Below are 24,694 nucleotides of genomic sequence, written 5' to 3'. Positions count from 1 at the left end.
ATAGAAAAAAGGATTAATCTCACGGGCACGGCGAGATTAATCCTTTTCTGTGTAAACGGGGATAGATCCACTGAGAGAGATGCGTTCAGGCGTCACGATGCACTTTCTTCCGAAAAACCTGACACCGTGTCTGGCGGCTTCTACCATAACCCGGGCAAAATGGGGGTCGATTTCAGGAGCGGAAGTGATTCCCCGCAAATCTGTACGCTGGGCAATGAATAAGACCGCTGTTTGATAGCTTCCCTTCATCTGCAAATGGGTCAGTTCCTCTACATGCCTCGCTCCCCTTGCTGTGACGGCATCGGGAAACTTACCTATTCCGTCCTCGACCATCGTGACACTTTTGACTTCGAGTAGTAATTTATCACCATTTTGTTTATGTTGGAGGAGGAAGTCAAAGCGGGAACCTCCCACCTTATATTCGGCTTTTTCCAAGCGCCAACCCTTCAGCTCCTCCAGTACTTCCGTCTGCAGGGCTGCAAGGACCAACCGGTTTGGATATTGAGTATTCAAGGAAACATACATATCGTTTACGGGATCATGGGTCATGACCGCTGACCACCTTGTTTTCCTTTTTGGGTCCCTGGATTCCTTTAGCCAGATCGGCCCTCCAGGTACCAGCAAGTCCTTCAGCCTGCCCGGATCGGGTAAGTGGACTTTTTCCTTTGAACCTGAAGGAAGCTCGCACTCCAGCACAAACCGATTGAGCCGTTCAAGAAAGACGGCTTGAACGAGGGTGTCATGGAATGGGATCTCTGCGAAAACTTCACGGTCCCTCATTTAAGCAAGGCGCTCCAGCTCTTTGTTTTACGGTCATATGATAATAATCCGTTCGCAGGTAATTTGCGGATCTGCTTATAGTCCTCTGTCATTTCATCCATGTCATAATAATCGCCGATCACCCATATGGGAATCTCGATCTTCCCTCTCGTCAATACTGCTTTTTCAAGGGAGATGACCATTCCTTCTTTTAACTTATCCCGGAAGGAATGAATGACTTCCTTCCCAATCACAGGATAGGGTTTCTCCTTCTTCATACCGAAGAGGCCTTTCCCACTCTTGACCGTACTGAGTTTCGATGAAAGGGTCGCTCCCAGCATATGATAGAAGTCCTCAAAGTCCCGGTAATAAATTTTATTAAACCAGCCGTCATCATTGGAAAGATAGGCATAGCGGTTATTCAGTTTAGAATAAAATGGAGGGTTTAATGGCTGTTTGATATGCCCCATATAAAGGAGTTCTGCAATTTCCTGTCCGTTCAATTCATCGACTCCGACCTCTTCTTCAAAATCGATCCAGCAGAAGTCTCCATAGCCCTGAACCCCGTCATCGATGATCTTTTTCATTTCGTCCTGTTCTACATATTCCATATGGGTATGTATATTGAAAGCACCATGCTCGTACTGATGCTTGATAAGAAGTAAGTTCTTCAAGGGTTTACGGGCATTCATTGTAAACTCGTTGAAATGGATTCCGTAAGAAACGACATATTGGCGATCCAGATTCATGTGAACATAGATGATATCTTTAACTTGGTTATTTGCCTTCAAGAACATTCCCTCCATCTGATTAACACGGTGCACAGTTCATAGCTTCTATTTTATCAAATATAGAACATATTTGTTCTTTTCTATTTCATTTCAAAATGATGACAAAAGTCGCAGGTAATTGTCGAAAATAGTCATATTTCAGTACTTTGTGTTGAAGTTATGCTTCTATTTCCTACTTTATTGCTTTAATTTGGAATGCGTCGGTTGATTTCCGTTCCAGGTGCTCGCTTTCCGCGGGGCTGGCGGTGAGCCTCCTCGGGCTTTGCCCTGCGGGGTCTCACCTGTCCAGCGTTTCCCGCAGGAGTCGAGCACCTTCCACTCCAATCAACTTTAAGGATATGACTTTCAAACACCTCTCAACACTATGGTTTGAATAACTTCATTTCAAAGTATTTATCGTCGATATTAGCTTCTAAACCAAATAGTATTAAATATAATCTATTTTTATATCAAATACCTACTATAAACATGTAATAAATGGAATATACCCTCTCTGTTTTTCTCCTGAGCCCTTCTGCTATCAACATTCCCGATGAATTCAATTCTTCACCTGTTCCAAATACGTGTCATATGCCGACAGAAGTTCTCGAATTTCTCGGGTCATGAGTAGAAATTTCCTTTCATTTCTATTAGACTAGGAATGTGAAATCTTTAGAAATTCAGGTGAATAGATTATGGAAACTCGCCAGCGATTTGCTGATAAGATCGATTGGGGTCTTCTCTTTTTATTAATGCTGTTCTTTATTGTAAGTGCAATGGGAATCAGCAGCGCCCAGACCTCAGGGCAATATGGGACAAACTTTGTGATTAGACAGGCTTTTTGGTACGTAGTGGGCGGTATCATCATCGGCGCTGCGTTATTTCTCGACTCAGATCAGTATAAACGGCTTGCCTGGTACATATACGGCGCAGGAATCTTCCTTCTCGTTTTATTATTGATTTCTCCGGAAAGCCTTGCACCTCACCGGAATGGAGCTAAAAGCTGGTTCATGCTGGGACCGCTTGGATCGATACAGCCTTCAGAGTTCATGAAGACATTTTTAATCCTTGCTTTGGCACGTATCATTACCAATCATCATGAACTTAATCCAAGAAAAACATTGCAGACAGACTTTCTGTTATTAATTAAAATCGGCTTGACCACCCTTCTCCCCCTTGCTTTCATCATGCAGCAGCCGGATTTAGGGACATCATTGGTCATACTCGCCATCATGACTGGTATCATCCTCGTTTCAGGAATTACGTGGAAGCTGATCGTACCTATCTATGCTTCTATCGGAGTCTTAGGTGCGGGCATCCTTTCACTGGTAATATGGGCACCGCAATTATTGGAGAAATACTTAAACGTGAAAGCTTACCAATTCGGCCGGATCTATGCCTGGCTTGATCCGTACAATTATGCGAAATTAGAAGGATTTCACTTGATCAACTCCCTTAATGCCATAGGTTCAGGACAGATTTTCGGGAAAGGCTACAGTGGCGGTGAAGTGTACATTCCGGAAAATCATACAGACTTTATCTTCAGTGTCATCGGCGAAGAGTATGGATTTATCGGCGCAAGTGTCGTCATCAGTTTATACTTTCTGCTGATCTACCATCTAACCAAGACGGCGCTTGATACGAAAGAGCCTTTCAACGCTTATGTCTGTGCAGGAATCATCAGTATGATCACATTCCATGTGTTCCAGAATATCGGAATGACGATCCAATTACTGCCGATCACCGGTATCCCCCTTCCGTTCATCAGTTATGGAGGGAGCTCCCTCATGGGGAATATGCTGGCCCTCGGCCTTGTGTTCAGTATGAGGTATCATCATAAAACGTATATGTTTTCTTCAGAAGATTCTTAATTACAGGTTGCATTCATCCCTGATATGTGTAAAATAATAGTAATTAGATATGGAATATTCTGTGAAGAAGAGAGTAATCCCGACGTGGATCATAAGCGAGCCGGGGGCGGTGGGAGCCCGGTGTGAAGTCCTGGATGAACCGCACTTCTGAGAAGTTCTTCTTGAAATCAGTAGGGAAGAACCGGGATCTCCCGTTATACAATGAGTGTCCTTAATCGGGAATAAGAGTGGTACCGCGAGCTAAACTCGTCTCTGTATAGAGACGGGTTTTTTTGTGTTTCATATTAATGGGAGGTGTAACAAGATGGACTTGAAATCACTATTGGCTCAAGAATTAAAGACACAGCTCTTGCCGGACTGGAGCGAGGAAGATCTATACGATTTGATTGAAACCCCGAAGCACAGTCATTTAGGGGACTTGGCTTTCCCTTGCTTCCAGTTGGCGAATACCATGAAAAAAGCCCCTGCACAAATCGCCAATGATATGGCCGCTGCGATTACCTCTCCTCTTTTCCCTAAGGTGGAGGCCGTTGGACCATATATCAATATCCACTTTGACGGGGTAAAAGTGGGGAGAGAAATCGTGACGGGAATTTTGACGAAAGGAAAGGATTATGGAACCCACACCTTTGGAGAAAACCGAACTGTCGTATTAGATATGTCCTCACCTAACATCGCCAAACCGTTTTCCATGGGACATCTTCGCTCGACGGTCATCGGGAATGCCATTGCCTCCATTGCCGAAAAATGCGGCTATCGCACCGTGAAAATCAATTATATCGGGGATTGGGGGACCCAATTCGGTAAACTGATCGTCGCTTTCAAAAAATGGGGAGACCCGGAAAAGGTCAATAAAAATCCCATTGCCGAATTGTTTATTCTTTATAAAAAATTTCATGAACAGGCAGAAGTCGATGTTTCCCTTGAGGAAGAAGGAAGAAAAGCCTTTAAGCTCCTCGAAGACGGGGATGAAGAAATAACCAGGCTTTGGAGATGGTTTAAGGATGAGTCACTCCAAGCCTTTAAAACAATCTACTCTTTACTTGGAGTGGAGTTCGATTCCTATAACGGTGAAGCCTTTTTCAATGACAAGATGGAAGAAGTCGTGACTTTGCTGCAGAAACACAATCTTCTTGAGGAATCCCAAGGGGCTCAAGTCGTTCGGATGGATGATGGGAATCTTCCTCCCTGCCTGATCAAGAAATCTGATGGAGCAACCCTTTATGCCACACGGGACCTGGCTGCCGCCCTTTACCGTCAGCGTCAATATGCCTTTGATGAAGCCCTGTACATTGTAGGTCAGGAGCAGACCATCCATTTCAAGCAAGTGATGAACGTGTTGAAAAAGCTTGGGTACACGTGGGCAGATGAAATGAAGCATATTCCATTCGGCTTGTATTTAAAGGAAGGGAAGAAGATGTCTACTCGTAAAGGCAGGGTCATCCTTCTTGAAGAAGTGCTTCACGAAGCAATCAACATGGCGGAGGATAACATTAAACAGAAAAACCCTGACTTAAAAGATGCTTATGAGGTTTCTAGAGATGTCGGGGTCGGGGCGATCATTTTTCATGACCTGAAAAATGACCGCCTCAATGATATTGAATTCTCCCTGGAACATATGCTTACGTTCGAAGGTGAAACCGGTCCTTATATTCAATATACGTATGCGAGAGCTCAATCACTGCTCAGAAAAGCAGGTGGAATAGCTCCACTGACATTTGAAGGTCTTGAAGATGCCGAAAGCTGGGAAGTGATAAAGCAGCTGCGATTATTTCCGGAAATCATCGAAAAATCATGGCAGCATTATGCGCCATCTATCATTGCCAAATATTTAATCGTCACATCACAAAGTTTCAACCGTTATTATGCTAAAACCAAAATCATCTCGGATGACAGCCAGCAAACTTCCCGTCTGGCCCTGGTTCATGCCGTGGGGATTGTCCTTTCTGAAGGTTTGCGATTATTGGGAATGAAATCTCCTGTCGAAATGTAGAATCCTAAAGAATACTGTCACTATTTCCCGAGAAATAGATGTATTTCACTTTATGCATAAAATGTTTATGGTTCAGTTCTTTAAGCTCAGGAGGAATAGGATATTTCATGACTCCCTTTATGAAAAGTGATATACTTTCTTATGTTCTATTAAATTTGAAATTAACGCTTTATTCATAAAGGAGATTACGTATGTCTGAACTACTTCACACGTTCGAAGCTTGGTTATTGGATTACGGTGTATGGGGACTGATGATCGTCTCATTCGCAGATTCATCTTTCTTTCCTATTCCACCTGATGTATTACTGATTCCCTTGGCGATTGCCAACCCTGACAGTGCCCTGCTTTACGCGCTTTATACGACGATCGCTTCCGTCATCGGCTCCCTTTTGGGATGGTTGATAGGAAAAAAGCTGGGACGCCCGATTCTTGTACGGCTATTCTCTGAAGCAAGAGTTCAAAAAGTAGAAGAGTATTTTACAAAGTTCGGTCCAATGGCATTACTGATTGCAGGCCTGACACCGGTTCCTTATAAAATTTTCACGATATTCGCGGGAGTTTCCGGTGTGAAGATCCGGGTATTAGTGATCTGGTCGATCATTGGCAGAGGGATCCGCTTTTTCCTGGAAGGTGCGATCATACTGACACTGGGAGCAAAAGCAAAACCTTTTATCGAAGAAAACTTTACTTTCTTGACACTAGGAGCAGGCGGTGTGCTGATTGTCGTATATCTCGTCTACTTGGTCATCAAGAAGAAAAAGCAAACTCCATGATCTACCGATCAAAAAAGGAGCATGGGGTTAGCCCATGCTCCTTTTTCATTCGGAAGATCCCACTACAAAGCGCAGATGCTTATGTAACACCCGCAGGGACTGCCTGCTGCCTTCATAGAGTTCCCCATCCATATCAAGCTTCTCATTTTGCCCGAGTTCAATATGGGCTTCTTGTGCTTGAATGTGCATGATATCGTCATATTCTTCGCTGATATTACCAGTACTTTTAATGACAAGAAATTCCTTCAACAACGGAAATCCACTTTTCTTCACCACATAAATGTCCATCAATCCATCGTCCATATCGATACAGGTCGGCAGAGGATTTGAACCGATGGATCGGCCGTTTGCGACCAGCAGCATGACGACCTCCTCTTCCACAATCTCATTTTCCGTAGTGACCTTCACACTCAAGATAGGTGAATCCTGGATTGATTGGAAAGCACTTATATAATAGCTCAGTTTTCCGAGGACATTCTTAGATCCGACATCTATATTATCGCTCGTCTGGGCAACCAATCCCGTTCCCCAGAAATTACTGAAATACCGCTCCCCAGCCTGGACAATGTCGATATCCTGTTCTGTCGGCCGTTCGGTTATAAGGCTTACGGCTTGGCGAATATTCATGGGGATATTCAGGGATCGTGCAAAATCATTGCATGTACCACCAGGAAGAACGGCAATCAGCGGACGATCCTCAAGGACAGCCAGCCCATTGATGGCTTCATGGATGGTACCGTCCCCACCCATTATCACCACGAGCTCATAGCGGCTTCCCGATTCCCTGCAGACCCTTTCGGCATCTCCCTTTTCTTTTGTTTTGTGAATGATCAATTCGTTGCAAATATCCAATAAAGGAGGTACCGCATCCTTCAACAGGACCTCGAGTGTACCTTGACCTGCCTTGCCATTGCATATAAGCAATACTTCCTTATATCTCGCCATGAATATCGTCACCTAACTTATAGATTTAGTATGGTACATACATAAAAAGAGGCTGACCCAAAACGATGAGTGGATATCATCCTTATCGGACCAGGCCATATGAGTACAGAGTGTTTCACTATATCTGTCGTAGTCTTGGCTTAGAAGCCAATGGATCTTGGGTCAACCTCTTTTACTAAGCTGTATTCGAATCTTCCTGAGGGACTTTGAGTACAGATCGATAGGCAATTCCGAGACGCCCTTTGATATAGCTCTGGGGGTCATAGGGAATATGCTGATTCTGCATGCGATGAAGCTCCATTTCTGCAAACATAGCCAGGGCACGACATACCTGATCTAATGCCATGCTTACACGATGGGGATCTGAAGGCTGCTCCCGGCTCATACAGTAGTATGAAATCTCATCTGCCTTCTTTCTGATTTCCTTTAATGCTTGTAGATCAAACATCATTCTCTCCATGCCTAACCCTCCCCTTTACCTATAGCTATAGTATATCGGGAAGATTGGGGAAATATGTCTGTCCAACATTTCGGATAAGCATGGATTATGAATCTTGTGTTAACGTCTTAGGTAATGGTTGATACTGCTTTAGTGAATGAAGAATTTCCCGTCTTGATTTCGTTTTAGAAATATTCACACCGACGTTCGACAATTTCGTTATCACTTTTTTAAAGCGATCGTTCTCCTTTACCACGTTATTCACCTCTTTTTAAAATATCGTTACCTATTTGTACGTTTCAGTCCGTAAAAGGTTTCATTTAATGTTATATGGTTTCCCTTTTCCCTAAAAATGAAGCGATAATCCTACTTTTACACATTTCAGAAGAATAATTTGTTTCGAATTACACAATTTATACTCATGAAGACTAAACTATCCCTTGTTATTATCACATCGTCCCTTTTCTTTAGTCTATTTGATCTACATAAAACAATCGCCGAAAACACGTATATTGTAAAAAAAGGAGATACTCTCTGGACCATTTCCAGGACGTTTCAGATCGGATTGTCTGAAATGATCAGTGCAAATCCGCAGGTGGAGGATCCGAATATCATTTATCCGGGGCAAAACATCAAGATCCCAAGCATCACATCTGAAACTTCATTCGAGAGCCGGGTCACTGAATTAACAAATCGGGAAAGACAAAAATACGGCCTCCCTCCTCTTCTGGCTGACATGAAACTCTCTAAAATCGCCCTGAACAAGTCACGGGATATGAAGGATGCCGGATACTTCTCCCATAGAAGCCCGACCTACGGAACTCCCGAGGAAATGCTGAAACGGTTTAATATCTCATATTGCGAAGCTTCAGAAAATATTGCCGCCGGACAATCGAATCCTGAAGAAGTTGTGAGGGAATGGATGGACAGTCCGGTTCATCGTAAAAATGTTCTCAACAAGTCCTATACCCATGTGGGAGTGGGATATGCTGAGGGCGGTACTTACGGAACATACTGGACCCAGCTGTTTATAGCAAAATAAGCAGCAATGAAGGTCCGTCCCCCGGGCCAGAATTGGAATACATTTTCAGAATAAGGCGGAGAAGTATGCTGGATAATAAGTGTGTACTGCCATTATGATCGAGGGGGAATTTTTCATGCAAGTACGTGATATTATGTCGACAAACGTGGAAGCAGCTTCTAATCAGGATTCACTTGAGAGCGTCGCTTCCAAGATGAGTTCCAGAAACGTCGGTTCCGTTCCTGTGGTTGAAAACGGACAGGTTGTCGGTATGATTACTGACCGTGATATTGCGACTCGTGGACTGTCTCAAGGTGCACAAGGAAATGTCTCACAGGTTATGTCACAGCAAGTCGTGACAATATCTCCGGATGCATCCGTAGAAGAAGCATCGGCTATGATGTCCCAGCATCAGGTGCGCCGTTTGCCTGTTGTGGAAAACGGTCAGCTGGTCGGGATGCTGGCTTTAGGGGATTTGGCAGTACAGCAGAAATCCGATCAAAGTGCCGGCAGCGCCCTAAGCGGAATCTCTCAGAATCACCTTCGTTAATAAAGGCTTACAGGCAGAAACTTCAAAGCTTTCTTTCACTGAATAAGGGGCTCTACAGCCCCTTATTCAGCATGTGAAAAGGTCCAATCGACTTATTGTGACGAAGAGATGGGTATATCGTCATTTTTTTCATGTAAAGGGAGGATTTTCTTTAATTGTGACGAATATGTGATTAATGCAAAAGGGTTAATGGAGGAGGAGGTTTCGTATGAGTCGTGCTGCACGATCGTACCGTAAGGAAGTTCGTCATTTTAAACGTGAGAACCGCAAAAGAGTCTTCGCCGACAGCATTCTTGATTTCTTATTTATGTTATTTGGTATTTCAATGATCACTGGAATTTTATTATTTGTTTTAGGATTTTGGGATTTTTACTGATCGAATGATTACTGCCATTATTTATTCTATTCAATAGCTTGAACACTTAACCACAGCCATGGATTTTTATGGCTTTTTTTGTGTTCGGAATTCCCCATCACATAAAAAAATGTTATTTAAATAGATGTAAATAAGTTATTTCAACATAATAATTTACCCTATTACTTTTGTCTTACTCATATTCAGAAAACCTTTATTACTATGATAAAATAGTTCGCTTCACTAAATAAATTCTGGTAATATTTTAATATTCAGATAATAACTTGACTTTCATTTTTAATTTTCAGATAATAATACATGTAACCAACACAAATTTTCGAGGGGGTTATCATGGATATTTTAAACAATTTAGTCACGGAAGCAAACTCCATATTATGGGGGTATATATTAATCGGAGTACTTCTCATTTTAGGATTGTACTTCACAATCGGATCTAGATTTGTTCAAATTCGCCACTTAGGTGAAATGATTCGATTATTAGGGGATAAGGATGTCGTCGAAGCAGAAGGGGAAAAGCAGATTTCTTCCTTACAGGCATTCTTTATTGGAGCAGGTACTCGAATTGGTACAGGTAATTTAGCAGGAGTAGCCATTGCCTTAGCAATTGGGGGACCTGGAGCGGTCTTCTGGATGTGGCTGGTCGCCATTCTGGGAGGAGCAAGCGCCTTTGTGGAAAGCACATTGGCACAGATTTATAAAGAAAAGGATACGGTTGGATTTAAAGGCGGCCCTGGCTACTATATGAAGAAACAACTGGGCAAGCCCTGGATGAGTTCGATCTTTGCGGTTACCATCATCCTATCCTTTGGTACAACCTTTAATGCTGTCCAAAGTAATACCATCGCAACGGCCTTCAGTAATTCATTTGGCATCAATACGTTGGTCATTGGAATTGTACTGGCCGGATTGACTGCACTCATCATCTTTGGCGGTGTTAAACGCATAGCCAACTTTTCATCTTTCATTGTACCGATCATGGCAGGCTTTTATATTGTACTCGCTCTATTTGTAGTCATTACGAATATCACTGAAATGCCCGGCGTCATCGCCATGATTTTCAAGAGTGCCTTCGGCTTTGAACAAGTCGTCGGTGGGGGTATTGGAGCTGCGATCATGAACGGCGTAAAGCGTGGGCTATTCTCCAATGAAGCAGGAATGGGTAGTGCACCGAATGCGGCGGCTACGGCATCGGTTTCCCACCCTGTCAAGCAGGGGTTCATCCAGGCACTGGGGGTATTCTTTGATACGATTCTAGTATGTTCCGCAACGGCCTTTATCATTTTAACGTCAGACGCCTACGGTTCCGGTTTGACGGGAATCGAACTATCTCAAGCAGCCATGTCTGAACACTTTAACTCATGGGCCGGAATCTTTCTGGCGATTGCCATCTTTACCTTTGCCTTCAGTTCCATCATTGGGAGTTATTATTATGGTGAAGCCAATCTCCCATTCATTAATAAAAGCAAGACCGGACTTATGATCTACCGCTTTATTGCACTGGGAATGGTGATCTTCGGGTCTGTCGCAAGTCTTGATATCGTCTGGAGCCTGGCTGACTTTTCAATGGCCTTGATGGCCCTTACGAACTTGGCTGCAATCGGTATCCTGGCACCGATTGCCTTTAAAGCTTTGGACAACTATATGACGCAGCGTCGTCAAGGATTGGATCCTGTCTTCTATGCAGATGACATTCCTGGTTTAAAGAATGTAGAATGCTGGCCAAAGCGCCAAAGTGACATGCCTAAAAAAGCAGTAAATGAATAATAAACCTTATACCAAAGAGCAGGAGCAGGCCCCTGCTCTTTTTTCTTGTCATTTTTTTCTATTCCATTCTCAGGTATACTATTGATAGAAAGTAAGTCAAAGGAGCCATGACATGATGAGTATCCTATCTGCTCTTCTAGGGGTATTATTTTTTCTTAACCTGATCCTTGCCGCTGTTATCATATTCTTAGAGCGGAAAGATGCGGGAGCGACCTGGGCCTGGCTGATGGTGTTGTTTTTCATTCCATTTCTGGGGTTCATCCTCTATTTGGTATTCGGGCAAAACTTGAGCAGGAAAAGATTATTTGACTGGGAGGATATGAAGAAGATCGGAATCGAAGGATTGATTCACTATCAGATCCAGTCCTTGAAGGAGCAACGTTTCCCTTTTAAAAATGAGGTTTCCTTCCATTATCGGGATCTGATCTATATGCACCTGATCAATAATGAGGCTCTCTTGACCCAGGATAATGAGGTCACGTTGTTTACACATGGAGAAGATAAGTTTGAAGCATTGATAGAAGACATTGAAGCTGCAGAGGATCATATTCATATTCAATATTATATTTTCAAGAAAGATCAGTTAGGAAAGCGCATCTTGAAGAAGCTTACAGAAAAAGCGAAAGAAGGCGTAAAGGTCAGGGTCCTATATGATGAAATGGGGTCCCGGCGAACGAGGCGGGGGTTCTTTAAAGACCTCCTCTCTGCCGGTGGAGAGGTGGAAGTGTTTTTCCCTTCGAAGATTCCCTTTATCAATCTCCGCTTAAACTATCGAAATCACAGAAAGCTGGTGATCATCGATGGGAAGGTTGGCTATGTAGGCGGCTTTAATATCGGGGATGAATACCTCGGCTTGAATCCCAAGTTCGGTTATTGGCGGGATACCCACCTCAGAATCGCAGGCAGTTCTGCCCTCGCCATGCAGACACGGTTCATCCTCGATTGGAATCAGGCAAGCCGGTCGAAGAAGATTGCCTTTAATCTGCGGTACTTCCCCCCGCCTTCCTTTACGGGGGATGCAGGGGTTCAGATTGTCACATGCGGCCCAGACTCGGAATGGGAACAGATAAAAAACGGCTATATCAAAATGATCTCATCTGCCAAGGAATCCATCTTCATTCAGACTCCTTATTTCATTCCTGACGTGAGCCTACTCGATTCATTAAGGATCGCCTCACTTACGGGGGTGGATGTCAGGATCATGATCCCGAATAAACCGGACCATCTATTTGTTTATTGGGCGACGTATTCCTATATCGGGGAGCTTCTGAAAGCCGGCGTGAAGATCTATATTTATGATAATGGATTTATACATGCCAAAACCATTGTCGTCGATGAAGTCATTTCCTCTGTCGGCACAGCCAATATCGATGTACGGAGCTTTCGTTTAAACTTCGAGGTCAATGCCTTTTTATATGATCAGACTCTTTCTGAAAATCTGGGAGTTGTGTTTAGAAATGATATTGAAAAGAGCAGGGAATTAACGTTGGAAGATTATAATGGAAGATCTTTGATGATTAAAGTGAAGGAATCCATATCAAGGCTGTTGTCCCCCATCTTATAGAAGGGATGATTGGACATTGCCATCTGTAGATAGAAAAAGGCATAATAGAGTTATTATGTGAAAGAAAAAGAGAGGGATGAAATCGTGAGTGTACATAAAGAAATTTCCAAGCATTCCAACAAGCAAAATCAGCTTGTCCAGCAATTTATGATACTGGATGAGCAAAGAGAAAAAGCGATTGACGAAGCCGTTCAGCTTTGTTCTGCCGGGAAACCTTTTACAACGGATCATATTAATCAAGTAACGAATGAAATCAATGTCCTTGCCAGACGTGGGGTCGTTCCGCAAAGAAAGCTTGTGACAACAGAAATGGTTGAGGAGTATGTGGCGAGATTAAAATAAGATAACCTTGACTCAGACTTTACATGATAAATAACCCTGATGCGTCTTCATCCATCCTGATGGTGAGGTCGTTTCAGGGTTACTTTATTTGAAGGCGGAAACTTAGGCTTTTAATGCGCTATTCCACCCATCATAAACAAATACAGGTTGTGTATCGTTCTCTGCTCGCTCTGTCACCACATAGTTTTTATGTGCTACGACAGTTTGATCATCGGGTAAGTCCAGTTTCTTCGCGATCTCCCTATCCATTTTGACGATGACGGTATTTTCTCTTAAGGTCGTGACGACACCATTGATAACATGCTTCTTCCTTTTAAACTGAATTGTATCCCCAAGGTTTGCATTCTCTTTTGAGTAAACGAATGTATTTTCCATTTTAAAGTCCCCTTTTTAGTTAAAGTGATCGTTCTCTTTTTAATTGAAAGAATTTTCTAATAATGTTATTTTAACTTGTATTTATATAAATTTCAATGAATGACTTATCCTTTTTGTACCACAAAAACATAAAGTCAAAACCTTTAAAGATTTTCTTTTTTTGAGCTGCACATTCAGCAGTGAATTAAGCCACTTATATATACTTATACAAACAATAAGGAAAATCCTTCCTTTTTGCTTAATTACATAAAAAATAGGCATCCGTGGGTAGCGGATGCCTGTTTTTTAGTAAGCTAATGCATTCTTCTTTTCTTCTTTCATTAGGACGAAGCAGAGGAAGATGCCAAGGAGTGAGAGGACTGCGAAGAAGAGGTATACCGTGTAAATGGAGTATGTTTCATAGATGAAACCTCCCACGAAGGTACTGAACCAATTCCCGAGGCCATTTCCGATGGCGGAATAGACGGTAACGGCAGTAGCTGTAATATGTGCCGGTGTGATTTCTTTAATGTAGCGGAGACCGGCCGGAATGAATAATCCGATGGCAAGACCCTGCATCACTGCTGAAGAATATACCAGCCATAGACTTGGTTCCGTAAAGTAAAACAGCCAGCGGATCATGGATGCGGCACCCGCCAGCGCCGCTACGGTCAAGAGACCGAACTTATCAATCCACCCTCCCGCGATTCTCATAAACGGCACTTCTGATAGGACGGCGATTAGAAATGCAAGGCCAATTCCGGCGTAAGTACCACCTGAATCTTCCACGAATAATCCGAAATACACATTGTTGGCCAAATTCGGTCCGAATACCAGGAATGTGACGGCCAGGAAGATCAGAAATTTTTTCATCGTGAATAATTCTTTCATCCCGGCTTTCAAATCAAGCTTTGCCGCCGCTCTCTCTTTAGGAAAACGGAAGGATAGGAACCCGGAAAGGACCAGGCAGATAAAGAACGAGTAGAAAATGATCGTCGGGCCGATGAATCCCTCTGAAAGCCTCCCCATGATGAACACGGCAATCCCGAATCCCAATGAGCCGAATAGACGGATATTACCGTAGTTATAACGGACTTTACTTATATACTTCAAGCTGATGCTGTCGGACACGGGGATGATGGCGCTTTGGAAAATCGCAACTAAAATCGCCACCACCAACAATCCATAGTAAACATCCATGAATAAATAACCAAGGGCAAAGATCCCTGCAACTAAGGAAGTTAAACCTAGCACGACGGTTGGCTTATTGGTTGTATCACTGACCATCCCCCATATGGGCTGAAAAAAAATCATCATGATCGGGCCGACCGACATGATGGTTCCGATCTGATAGCCATTCAATCCCACACTTTCACTTAAATACACACTGAGTAAAGGATATAAACTTCCAACCCCGAAGAACGTTAATAGATAAAACCCTTGTAACGTAAAAATTTGATTTCGTACATTTCTTTCCACTACCGTATCCCCCAAGATGTTTTTTGTCTATCTAATAGTAGACCTTGACCGTTCAATTGTCTATGAATTTATGCCTTTTTATGGATAAAGTCACGGTTTACCGGGCAATGGCATCCAGGACCTTCATTTTATTTTCCATAAAATTACCGTTTGACTTTTTCAATTAAACCCTTTAAAGTATGGAAGTATATTTTAAATCAACTGAATAACATATCTTCTTATCCAGAGAGACGGAGGGACTGGCCCTGTGATGTCTCGGCAGCGGACTCATGATGAGTGCTGTGCCACATCCAGCAAGCGTAATGCTTGAAAGATAAGAGGAGTGTTTCGTTTGAATGAAACCTCTTCTTATGTTGGAAGAGGTTTTTTTATTTGATTTCACACGACAAAGGAGTGTTTGACATGAACCAAGAAAAAGGTAATTTACTGGCTTTATTGCCTTTGATCATATTTGTTTCCCTGTTCCTTGGAGCAGGAATTCTTTCGGGGGATTTTTATGCATTCCCTGTTCTCGTATCCATCATCATTGCATCTATTGTAGCCCTGGCGATGAATCGTAAAGAATCGTTGACCGCTAAGGTGGAACGGTTCGCAAAAGGCGCCGGGCACCCGGATATTATGATCATGGTCTTTATCTTCCTATTAGCCGGTGCCTTTTCCGGTGTAGCAGAAAAGATGGGTGCCGTTGATTCGACCGTCAACTTTGCCCTGTCTGTACTTCCTGGTAATCTGATCATTGTTGGATTATTCATCATTGCCGCTTTCATTTCCTTATCAATGGGTACTTCCATGGGGACGATTGCAGCACTTGCCCCGATCGGAGTCGGCATCAGTTCAGGAGCAGATATTTCAATGCCCCTTGCTATGGCCACCGTCATTGGAGGAGCGATGTTCGGGGATAACTTATCGTTCATTTCGGATACAACGATTGCAGCCGTACGTACACAGAAAACCGAAATGAAGGACAAGTTCAAGGTGAACTTCTTCATTGTCTTACCGGCAGCAATCATTACCATGGTCATCCTTTTTATCCTTACGATGGGGACTCCATCCTCTGTAGACGCAGGAAGCTTCAATTGGGTTAAAATCATCCCTTACCTCGGAGTCATCATCGGCGCCCTTGCAGGATTGAACGTATTTGTCGTTCTAATCGGCGGGATCGTGTTGGCAGGGATTATCGGATTTGTTGATGGGAGCTTTACCCCATCGAGTTACTTTGGCAGTGTAGCTGATGGTATGACGGGTATGGCAGAGATTGTGATCCTTTCCATCCTTATCGGAGGAGTCGTCGAACTGATTCGTCATAATGGTGGGATTCAAGCAATCCTTTATCATGCCACCCGTAAGATTAAATCTCCCCAAGGAGCGCAGCTTGCTACAGCGGGATTAGTCAGTTCAACGAATCTTTGCACAGCAAATAATACGATTTCCATTATCATCGCTGGACCACTGGCCAAAACGCTCAGCGACAAGTTTGGCGTTGATGCCCGTAAGTCAGCCAGTATCCTGGATATTTTCTCTTGTGCCGTTCAAGGGTTGATTCCATACGGTGCACAGGCACTGTTAGTGGCAGAAGTAGCCGGCATATCACCGGTGAGCATCATCCCATATGCTTTCTATCCTGTTCTCATTGCCGTGTGCGGGTTGATTGCGATTCAATTCGCCCTTCCGAAGTTCACGCGGAGATCCGTTACGGATAGAGACACGGTTCGTTCTTCATAATATGATAGAAAAGAGACAAATCTTCTGGGTTTGTCTCTTTTCTTCTGTTTGGTTGCCTTTTTTATCAAAAAAAGCAGACCCGCCTTAAGGAGTCTGCTTATCTTCTATAACAAATCATTTACATGATAAAGTTTTCCACTTTCAATATCGGTCTCGGTTATGAGGTCCACCAGTGCACCTGCAACGGTGTCCGGACTGCGCAACATCCCCTCATCTTTGTAACGCTGGAATGATTCAACATCTGCAAAGGATTCTTTGGAGGACGAACGAATTTCCCCCTGCATATCCGTATCCATTACTCCTGGACTGAATGCGATGACCTGATGACGGCTATGCTTATTAGAGAGCTCCAGGCTCACGGTTTCTGTGAGCATATTGACTCCGGCTTTCGTTGCACAATACGTACTCCATCCATAAACGGGACGGCTTCCTGCTCCTGAACTGATGTTGACCATGATCATTTTCGATTCGGAGTCTTTGGCTGCTTTGATCAATTCATTGGTGGCGATCATAGGTGACAGCAAGTTAACGTTGACACTCGTTTCCATTGCTTCATTTTCCACTTCACCCGACGGATTGATCGGTGTTACCACTCCGGCATTTTGAACGACATAAATCTTCTCAGCTTCAGATTCAAATACCTTTGTCCCCACTTCACGGAAAACGGCTTCTGTTTGTCCTGATTGAGAAAGATCACAGGGAATGAACTCATACGATACTTCTTTTTCCCGTGCAAGCTTTTGTAAATTATCATTATCTGAACGGGAAATGTTGAGGATACCGATGCCCTTTTCAATAAAGAGCTTCGCGACGGACTCACCTAAGCCCCTTGTTGCTCCAGTCACAATTGCATAATCCATTTCGAATCATCTCCTTCTTACCTACTGATTATAAAGGAGAGTTTTCTTTCCTCAAAAAATTAAGCATCGTTTTAACCTTTCTTTTTTAAAAGTCCACAAAGGAAGTTCACCCTCAAGGCATGCTTTCATCAATCAAATGGTATTCCGGTATGAGATCAGACAGTGGCACGATTGCCGCTTTTTTCTCATAAAGGGGAAGAAATTCTTTTAACATGGTGGCCACCTTCATGCCCGTTACTCCCACATGTCCGATCGCAATCGTTGCATCATCACTGTCCAATTCCTTTGAAAGGAGCCTCGCCTGCTTCCCGATATGCTGAATGGTGTAGACGTCATCAAAGAATAACTCGTTTTCAAGGTAGGGAACACCCAATTCCTTTGCGAGCTTCGGAATGACACTCTTCCCTGTTGTTTTACTATCCAGATAGAATAAACCCCTTTCCTTGCATATGCCGAGAACAATCCTCATGACCCGCTCATCGGCTGTAGCCTTCGATCCCATATGATGATTGACTCCCACTGCAAAAGGAACCTCTTCCAGGGCTCGCTCCACTCTTTTCCTGATTTCTTCATCGGATAGTGAAGTCGTGATTGCTCCCGGCCCAAGCCAGCTCGCTTTGCCCGACACCGGTTCCATAGGAAGGTGGACAATGACCTCATGTCCATTTTTATGGGCCTTTTCCGCATCTGCCCTGGTTGTTGGGAGAAAAGGCATGACGGCAATCGTCAACGTGACGGGAAGGCTCAGAATTTCCTCTGTCCCTTTCATGTCGTTTCCCAGGTCATCGATCACAATCGCGAGTTCATTCTGATGGGCCGGAAGGGGAAGGATGTTTCTTGCTGAAACGGACGTCTGAATAGAAAAAGTCATAAGTAAACAGATAACCAAGGTTCTCATCTCGCATCACTCCTTTTTCTTTATGATGTCCATTTTGAGGAAGATATACGATTGAAGGTCCGTCCCTCTCCAATCAGCAAAAAAGAAAGCCTGGAAGCATGATCATGCTTCCAGGCTTTGGGTTCAGGAGGGACGGACCTATTGATCCCATGCTTTGGTGGGTCGGTCTCCCGGGTAGCCGTGAGTTTGGCGATATGTTTTTCTTTCAGGTGTGAAGTCCCACCAGTTCTTGCTGCTTCCCGGGTGCTTGGCGTGATGGACGACACATCTGAGTGAGTCTTCCACGCAGGGATCCATCCATACACCGTATTTCTTTTCAAGATTGATGATGAGGTCCTCTCCCTTCTCCCCTTTTATTTCTTCCAATGTATAATACCCCAGATCTTCAACCACATTGTGAGCCATGTTAGGTCCTATGGAAGGAATCTGTTGAAAAATGGATATGCCGACTAAGTAACGGGATCTCTCCATCGTAATGTTTAGTTTCTCCCGGAGAGTTTCAGGAGAGAATTCATGTATGTCCCCGAGTCGTATCTTTGCTTTACGGAGTGCAGACCTCTCGCTATCAGTCAATGAAAGTTTAGGGCTTTTTCTGCTCAATTTCCCTCTCCTCCTTATCCTTTATAGGTTTGCTGTCGGACCAATTGGAAGTCTTCCACCGCTGGACGGTTGGTTTTCTTTTTAACTATTTTACGTTTCACCTTGATCGGTTTGTTGTTCATCAGCACCCCGACTTTCGTTTGCTGGATTTCCTTCACCCCTTGAACGATGAGCTGCATGGCGATGATCGCAATCATGAAAGCAACAAGTGGTGCAATGACAATCCAGTACTTGCCGGTCATAAGGGAATTCTTCGTGGAACTGATCAGGCCGGACCATTCAAATGTTCCGGATTTCGGAGGGTCCGGAACCAGTCCGCCGGTTATGATCGTTCCCCCGAGGAAAAGATGAAATAATCCGAGATGTACGAGGATGAGAAGCGTCTGGATGAATTGCTGCCCCCATATGATGAACATCCGCGGTGCCAGATGAGGGAATAGATGCGTCCAGAGCAAATGCTTATTGCTCCCCCCTAGGAGCTTTGCTGATAGGACAAAGTCCTGCTTCCCTATTAGTTTCAGTTCATTCCCGATTAACACAGTCGTCAACGGCAGTACAAGAATCGTTAACACAACGGCTTCGAACACCAGCCTTTCAAAGATCGAGTGATCCCAACCTAACACAGGCAGCCCCCAAAGGACCGGTCTTAATAAGAGGTAAGCGATAAGACTCATGGGAAGAAAATGAATGGAATCCACCATCCGGTCAAGCCAGTTCTTCCTGCTTTCTTTCAAATGGAAATGATAGGCAATACCAAGATAGAATCCGACGATCACACGCAGTGAGGCGACAATCAAGGCAAACAACAGGGTATACTTTGCCCCTACAATAAGCTGATCGAGAATGCTGTAACCAAAGAAATCGGATCCGAGGATCATCTCCCCAAAGGGTTTATGAGGAGGGGCACTGATGATTCTACCTTCGTCATTTTTCATAAATTGAATTTGTTTGATCGGCTCTTCTTTCAACGCTGAATAGAGGAAACTGGCAGTAATCAAACCAAATATCACAATGAACCCGGTGGCGAACTTGCCGTTATGCATATGCTGCCACCACAGCCTGCGGATGGTTGAAAGTAAGCCCCATATCTTCCATTCAGTCCATTTTGTTTTATCCCGTTTATATTTCGTGTGATCTTCGCTGCTCTCGTGATTAATCCACAGATAGACACCTTGATACACGATAAAAAAAGGTGTGTAGATCATAATCAATGAAATCGCGATCACCATCGGCCTGAAATCCTGAATGATGTAGTAGGTGATGCCTCTCATGTTAAAAATGGTTTCAATGATAAACAGACTCGACAGCATCCCCCAGATGATCAGCTTTCCATGATAGAAAAGACTGGGTGAAATATTTTTCATAACATGTGAAAAGAGGATCCGCCCTTTCGACATCCCCTTACTCTGGGCAAATTCGATGTGAGGCTTCAGCAACTCTTCTTCCATTATGAAAATGAGGATACGGAAGAACGAGATCATCGGAATGATGGACAACGTAATCATCGGGGCAAGAAAGATCTTCTCCTCCCCGAATTCTGTAAAATTCATGAGTTCCACACCGAAATATTTAAACACATAAACAATCACCAGTTGGAGCATGAACGCGAACATTAAATCAGGCACCGTCTCCAGGAGATTTAATACTTTCTTGAGAGCCGATGTAATCGGCCGGGGTAAAAATACAGTGAAGACGGTAAGAATAAAGGCTATCCCAAGCCCTATTCCCAGGGCGCCCCCGATAATTTGAAGTGAATACAGGTATGGTCCCCACAGCATATCAAGGAAATCGACGGTAACCCCCTTATATGAATAACTCCAGTTTGCCCCATCCATGAAAACAAAGATGAACTTGGTGAACTCCTCCAAGTAGCCTACAACATTATATAACCCTCTCTCCCTGAACACTTCCGGAGCAATACTCACGGCTAAAATCCCAATTAGACCGAGAAAATAGTAAAACAAGAACCTGATCGGAAACTTGAGATATTTCATGCATTGAATCCCCTTTATTCTCTTTTTCCTCAGTTTAATAGAAGCGTTAAAATTTTTCAATTTTATTTCAAGTCTGACAATTCAATTACAAAAAGAGTGACTCTTCTAAGTCAGAGTCACTCTTCCTGTCTACGCCAGCAACCGGCTCGGCTTTCCCAAATAAAAGCCCTGTCCAATGGTTATTCCGATTTCCCTTGCCACCTGCATATCCTGTTTTGTTTCGATCCCCTCTAAAACAATCAACGTATCACTTCCGTAAAATTGGCTGAAGAAAGAGAGGAACCGCTGTTTCTTTTCATCCTGTGCCAGGTTTATAGCGAAATAGCGGTCAAGCTTGATGATTTCCGGTTCATATTCAATGGATTTCTTGATGGAGGATGTTCCCTGCCCGAAATCATCAATCGCATACCAGACACCAAATTGCTTCAGTTCCTTCAAAGATTCTTTCAACAACGGATTCTGCCATAGCTCTTCCGCACTGGATTCATTAATTTCAAGCACAAGCCGTCCCTTGATGTCAGGGTGGCAGTTCATAAGATTGGAAAAATAAGTGTGAAAGCTCGGGTGCAGAATGGTGGTGATATAAATATTAAGAAACAGCTTGCAGTCCTTGATCCCATTCTCCGAAAAACTTTCAAGGGCTTTTGATATGGACAGCGTATCCAGTTTGTACAAGATATTTGCTTTCATGGCCGATTGAAATACACTTTCGGGATTTTCATTATACTTATTTCGCAAAAGGCCCTCATAAGCATAGAGGGTTCGATGTTCACCCATATCATACAATGGCTGAAAATCATGGTAGATAAAGTCGTCTTGAAAAATAGTAAAGATGTTCATAGGACCCCTATACTCTCTCTTTAATTTTGGTCTTACCCATAAAAAAACCACACAAAAACGCATTACCCGCGTTCGCATGTGGTCGGTTGCGCTACTGGCTCCCCTAAATGTAAGCGCCCATCTATCATTTAGGTTCAAAGCCCCCAGTCGAATGGTCAGCTTATAAAGATATTTTCTTATAAGAAAAATATACCACATAACTAGTACTTATGGGGTGTATTTTTTTATAAATTATTAGAAAATTCATAAAGAAAGACTACCTTGAGACAAAAGGATTGCCACTAATCCAGAACCGCCATGGATAATCCCTGGCTTCCCCTGTGTTATCAATCCCGATTCGTTTCCCTGCCGTGATGTTTTCAGGTTGATACCCCTCTGTGATCATAAGCGGCGGTTGTAAATAACTCCCTCCATAGTCCTCCATGGTAATGCCAAGAGCCTTCGTCAACTTTCCCGGCCCATTGGTCCAATTCTTCTTCACATGACCGGATCGTCTCGTTTCCATAAGCTCCTGCCCATGGAGGGGCTCGACGGCTCTGATGAGAATCGCCTCAGGCTTCCCCCTTTCCCCACTCACTACATTGACGAGGCAGTGAGTATGCATGACGTATGTATAAATGCGGCCAGCTTCATGGAACATCACTTCCGTCCGCTTTGTGCGCCTGTTTCCATAACTATGGGCGGCCCTGTCTATCGGCCCCATGTAAGCTTCTGTTTCCACAATATAACCTGAAGCGATTCCTTCCTCCGTTTCTTTCACTAACACACACCCCAACAGAGATTTTGCAAGCTCCAGAGTCGGCTGCTCGTAAAAGGTTGGGGGCATAGGTGTACCCTTCATGATTTCACTTCCTTATCTGCATTGTCTAATCTATTTGTACCCTACCTTTGCTTATTTAAATCAAGAATGCACGATCGTGGTCTAAGGTCATGGCAGTAGATTCTCCGCTCCACTATTCCAGGTTCCGACTACCCTACGCCTCAGGTCCCATTCAAAAATAATCCTATGGCTCATTGTCGTAGTCTCTCCACTGCATTAAAATAAATGTATCAATTGGAAAAACAAACCAAAGTGAGGGATGGAAATGAAAAACGCGTTTGCCGTCATTATTGCGCTGCTTGCACTTGGGACACTCTATGTCATCCTGAATGACAATACTTCGTTGTTTGCAAAAGAAAGTGTGTCAGGAGAACGGATTGAAGTGACGAATAAAATCAAACATATCGACCTGAACCTGGAAAACAGCGATACAGAAGTCATACCGACAGACAAAAATGAAGTAAAGGTCGACATTGAAGGAAAAGGGACGATGACGTTAGCCCGGAAAGGGGATACGATTGACGTCACGGTCAAGCAGAAATGGTATGAATGGATCGGCTTCAATCGTAAATCAGACGTAACGATCTATGTTCCGAAAGAGTATGACCAGAGCATGGAAGTCGATATCGGCTCCGGCAATTTCGTAATGGCGGGAGAATCCGATTCGAAGAAATGGAAGCTCGATGAATTGTCTGTGGAGATGGGATCGGGAAATATGGAACTTGAAAACATCGAGACCAATCTGTTCGAACATGATGGTTCTTCAGGGGATTTGGTCGTCAACGGCCTCACCACCAAAGATGGAAAAGTGGAAATCAGTTCTGGCGATGTAGAATTATCGAATTTTGAAGGTCCCCTCGAAGGCGAATTATCCTCAGGTGAATTAACGGTCACCATGGACTCCTTAAAGGGCGACCTGAACTTCGATGTCAGCTCAGGGGGAGTGAAGCTTGATCTGCCGGAAGAAGCAAGCTTTAAACTGAATGGGAAGGCAAGCAGCGGGGATATTTCCTGCAGTCTTCCTCTAAAAGATCAAAAGATTGAAGATGGCGATATTTCAGGGGTCTCAGGCTCTGGGAAATATACCATTGATGTTTCAGTGTCCAGTGGAAATGTGGATATATATTAACGAAGAGTGCCGGATACATCCCGGCACTCTTTCATTATTTATGATGGAATGGACATTTCCCTTCGATCGGTTCCACGTCGTCTCCAATAAAATACTGCTTCCATTCACGATGTTCCGGGTCCCCATAATGACTGATATTCGGATGCTTCGGTAAGCCGTCCCATTTCTCGACCCGCTCTCTTACTTTTTCCCTGGACATGATCCCCCCCTTGGACGTACCTTCCAATCCTTCAAAAATCCTTCTTGGCTGAAACCCGAGTACTAAACTATTCCCAAGATCCCTCGTCTTTCGCTGCTTGTAGGCAGGAGCATTCCCAAACACGAAGAAAGGTTCCCCAGCAAAGGAAAATGCCCACAGATGATGATCCGGATCCTCCGGATAATCACGAGGCCACTCCTCCTTATCTTCACCGTGTAGAAACTGCAGGATCCTCCAGAAATAATCCCTGTAATGAGGGACGGACCTCTCCTCGCTCTCGGGTTCCACAAATAAAAAGAAGCCGTGACGGATCAGGCGCTCCCCTTCAGGGACATCAAACAAGTCGATGAACTCCTGAATCGTTTGGGGGAGATGCTCCCAATTGTCATGACTGATATAGGAATACCGAAGCTCACCCTTCTTCTCTCCGGTCATGCCGAAGTAACAAGGAAACGTGCGGTCAGTTACAACCTCATGAAAATTCTTATATTCTTCCATAACCCACTGAGGGACAATCTCAGGGTTGGTCATATCTTCTTTTGTCAGCAATAAACTGTTCGTTGTCAATTTTCCCACCTCAAATTCATGTCGATGGTATGCTCTTCCCGAATTTTGACAGGTTAAAACAATAA

General features: G+C 43.7%; 25 protein-coding genes, 2 riboswitches and 1 other annotated feature. Of the genes, 11 read left to right on the top strand and 14 right to left on the bottom strand.

Translation table 11 applies throughout. The features are described from left to right. Positions 1-36: 36 nt before the first annotated feature. Together sfsA and AM506_RS17595 are read right to left on the bottom strand one after the other, a co-directional pair. Positions 37-780: a DNA/RNA nuclease SfsA gene (gene sfsA / locus AM506_RS17600; RefSeq protein WP_060673880.1), complete on the bottom strand. Its 744-nt coding sequence runs from the start codon at positions 778-780 to the stop codon at positions 37-39. Further along, the gene (locus AM506_RS17595) at positions 777-1,556 is read right to left on the bottom strand and encodes a hypothetical protein (RefSeq protein WP_060673878.1); all 780 of its coding nucleotides are present in this window, start codon (positions 1,554-1,556) and stop codon (positions 777-779) included. The genes sfsA and AM506_RS17595 overlap by 4 nt, the downstream gene beginning before the upstream one ends. Positions 1,557-2,224: 668 nt before the next feature. On the opposite strand from AM506_RS17595, the gene AM506_RS17590 reads away from it, so the two are divergent. The 3 genes from AM506_RS17590 to AM506_RS17580 all read left to right on the top strand — a co-directional run bounded on the left by AM506_RS17590 (position 2,225) and on the right by AM506_RS17580 (position 6,166). Continuing rightward, positions 2,225-3,400, top strand: coding sequence for an FtsW/RodA/SpoVE family cell cycle protein (locus AM506_RS17590; RefSeq protein WP_060673876.1), 1,176 nt, complete (start codon positions 2,225-2,227; stop codon positions 3,398-3,400). A gap of 52 nt (positions 3,401-3,452) precedes the next feature. Then, positions 3,453-3,657: a binding site (T-box leader), on the top strand. A 47-nt stretch (positions 3,658-3,704) separates the two neighbouring features. After that, positions 3,705-5,393 (top strand): arginine--tRNA ligase, encoded by a 1,689-nt coding sequence (gene argS / locus AM506_RS17585; protein WP_060673874.1) that lies wholly within the window; start codon positions 3,705-3,707, stop codon positions 5,391-5,393. Positions 5,394-5,584: 191 nt separating this feature from the next. Then, complete coding sequence (locus tag AM506_RS17580; protein WP_060673872.1) at positions 5,585-6,166, top strand: YqaA family protein; 582 nt, start codon at positions 5,585-5,587, stop codon at positions 6,164-6,166. Positions 6,167-6,211: 45 nt separating this feature from the next. On the opposite strand, the gene AM506_RS17575 is transcribed toward AM506_RS17580, so the two are convergent. From AM506_RS17575 to AM506_RS23010, 3 genes are all read right to left on the bottom strand, one after another. Then, a complete protein-coding gene (locus AM506_RS17575; RefSeq protein ID WP_060673870.1) occupies positions 6,212-7,111 on the bottom strand; it encodes a diacylglycerol/lipid kinase family protein in 900 nt (299 codons plus the stop codon). A 175-nt stretch (positions 7,112-7,286) separates the two neighbouring features. Continuing rightward, positions 7,287-7,571, bottom strand: a complete 285-nt coding sequence (locus AM506_RS17570) for a hypothetical protein (RefSeq protein WP_235576152.1) — start codon at positions 7,569-7,571, stop codon at positions 7,287-7,289. 85 nt (positions 7,572-7,656) lie between these two features. Continuing rightward, the gene (locus AM506_RS23010; protein WP_098351100.1) at positions 7,657-7,806 is read right to left on the bottom strand and encodes an Lmo0850 family protein; all 150 of its coding nucleotides are present in this window, start codon (positions 7,804-7,806) and stop codon (positions 7,657-7,659) included. Between the two features lie 138 nt (positions 7,807-7,944). Between AM506_RS23010 and safA the strand changes: the two genes are divergently transcribed. The 6 genes from safA (at position 7,945) to AM506_RS17545 (ending at position 13,167) form a co-directional block, all read left to right on the top strand. Beyond that, positions 7,945-8,592 (top strand): SafA/ExsA family spore coat assembly protein, encoded by a 648-nt coding sequence (gene safA / locus AM506_RS17565; protein ID WP_235576151.1) that lies wholly within the window; start codon positions 7,945-7,947, stop codon positions 8,590-8,592. A 115-nt stretch (positions 8,593-8,707) separates the two neighbouring features. Then, positions 8,708-9,121, top strand: coding sequence for a CBS domain-containing protein (locus AM506_RS17560; protein WP_060673866.1), 414 nt, complete (start codon positions 8,708-8,710; stop codon positions 9,119-9,121). Positions 9,122-9,329: 208 nt separating this feature from the next. Next, positions 9,330-9,497, top strand: a complete 168-nt coding sequence (locus tag AM506_RS22845; protein WP_160316896.1) for a hypothetical protein — start codon at positions 9,330-9,332, stop codon at positions 9,495-9,497. A gap of 330 nt (positions 9,498-9,827) precedes the next feature. Further along, a complete protein-coding gene (locus AM506_RS17555) occupies positions 9,828-11,261 on the top strand; it encodes an alanine/glycine:cation symporter family protein (protein ID WP_060673864.1) in 1,434 nt (477 codons plus the stop codon). A gap of 115 nt (positions 11,262-11,376) precedes the next feature. Beyond that, positions 11,377-12,825, top strand: coding sequence for a cardiolipin synthase (gene cls / locus AM506_RS17550; RefSeq protein WP_060673949.1), 1,449 nt, complete (start codon positions 11,377-11,379; stop codon positions 12,823-12,825). A gap of 84 nt (positions 12,826-12,909) precedes the next feature. After that, positions 12,910-13,167, top strand: coding sequence for a YpbS family protein (locus tag AM506_RS17545; protein WP_060673947.1), 258 nt, complete (start codon positions 12,910-12,912; stop codon positions 13,165-13,167). A gap of 102 nt (positions 13,168-13,269) precedes the next feature. Here the strand turns inward: AM506_RS17545 and AM506_RS17540 are convergent, their stop codons facing one another. After that, positions 13,270-13,542, bottom strand: a complete 273-nt coding sequence (locus tag AM506_RS17540) for a DUF2187 family protein (RefSeq protein ID WP_051758445.1) — start codon at positions 13,540-13,542, stop codon at positions 13,270-13,272. 285 nt (positions 13,543-13,827) lie between these two features. Next, the gene (locus AM506_RS17535) at positions 13,828-15,000 is read right to left on the bottom strand and encodes an MFS transporter (RefSeq protein WP_060673862.1); all 1,173 of its coding nucleotides are present in this window, start codon (positions 14,998-15,000) and stop codon (positions 13,828-13,830) included. Positions 15,001-15,215: 215 nt separating this feature from the next. Further along, a riboswitch (SAM riboswitch) is annotated at positions 15,216-15,320 on the top strand. Positions 15,321-15,402: 82 nt separating this feature from the next. On the opposite strand from AM506_RS17535, the gene AM506_RS17530 reads away from it, so the two are divergent. Then, positions 15,403-16,722, top strand: a complete 1,320-nt coding sequence (locus tag AM506_RS17530; protein ID WP_060673860.1) for a Na+/H+ antiporter NhaC family protein — start codon at positions 15,403-15,405, stop codon at positions 16,720-16,722. A 104-nt stretch (positions 16,723-16,826) separates the two neighbouring features. Here AM506_RS17530 and AM506_RS17525 read toward each other — a convergent pair whose 3' ends face one another. The 6 genes from AM506_RS17525 to AM506_RS17500 form a co-directional block, all read right to left on the bottom strand. Continuing rightward, complete coding sequence (locus AM506_RS17525; protein WP_060673858.1) at positions 16,827-17,582, bottom strand: (S)-benzoin forming benzil reductase; 756 nt, start codon at positions 17,580-17,582, stop codon at positions 16,827-16,829. Positions 17,583-17,694: 112 nt separating this feature from the next. Then, a complete protein-coding gene (locus AM506_RS17520) occupies positions 17,695-18,480 on the bottom strand; it encodes a divergent polysaccharide deacetylase family protein (RefSeq protein WP_060673856.1) in 786 nt (261 codons plus the stop codon). Positions 18,481-18,618: 138 nt separating this feature from the next. Further along, complete coding sequence (locus tag AM506_RS17515) at positions 18,619-19,080, bottom strand: helix-hairpin-helix domain-containing protein (protein ID WP_060673854.1); 462 nt, start codon at positions 19,078-19,080, stop codon at positions 18,619-18,621. Between the two features lie 14 nt (positions 19,081-19,094). After that, positions 19,095-21,074, bottom strand: a complete 1,980-nt coding sequence (locus AM506_RS17510; RefSeq protein WP_060673852.1) for an ABC transporter permease subunit — start codon at positions 21,072-21,074, stop codon at positions 19,095-19,097. Positions 21,075-21,203: 129 nt separating this feature from the next. Beyond that, positions 21,204-21,914 carry an EAL domain-containing protein gene (locus tag AM506_RS17505; RefSeq protein ID WP_060673850.1) on the bottom strand — a complete coding sequence of 237 codons (711 nt, stop codon included), beginning with the start codon at positions 21,912-21,914 and terminating at the stop codon, positions 21,204-21,206. A 71-nt stretch (positions 21,915-21,985) separates the two neighbouring features. Further along, positions 21,986-22,066, bottom strand: a riboswitch (cyclic di-GMP riboswitch). A 104-nt stretch (positions 22,067-22,170) separates the two neighbouring features. Next, positions 22,171-22,755 carry a DNA-3-methyladenine glycosylase gene (locus AM506_RS17500; protein WP_060673848.1) on the bottom strand — a complete coding sequence of 195 codons (585 nt, stop codon included), beginning with the start codon at positions 22,753-22,755 and terminating at the stop codon, positions 22,171-22,173. A 244-nt stretch (positions 22,756-22,999) separates the two neighbouring features. Here AM506_RS17500 and liaG point away from each other — a divergent pair, with 244 nt between their 5' ends. Further along, on the top strand, positions 23,000-23,863 hold the full coding sequence (gene liaG, locus AM506_RS17495) for a LiaG family protein (protein ID WP_060673846.1): 864 nt from the start codon (positions 23,000-23,002) through the stop codon (positions 23,861-23,863). Between the two features lie 34 nt (positions 23,864-23,897). Here liaG and AM506_RS17490 read toward each other — a convergent pair whose 3' ends face one another. Continuing rightward, on the bottom strand, positions 23,898-24,593 hold the full coding sequence (locus AM506_RS17490) for a YqcI/YcgG family protein (RefSeq protein WP_060673945.1): 696 nt from the start codon (positions 24,591-24,593) through the stop codon (positions 23,898-23,900). Positions 24,594-24,694: the final 101 nt, after the last annotated feature.

The organism is Rossellomorea vietnamensis (assembly GCF_001305855.1).
GTDB lineage: Bacteria > Bacillota > Bacilli > Bacillales > Bacillaceae_B > Rossellomorea > Rossellomorea vietnamensis_A.
The sequence above is the reverse complement of the archived record's forward strand: the minus strand, read 5'-3'. Positions and strand labels throughout refer to the sequence as shown.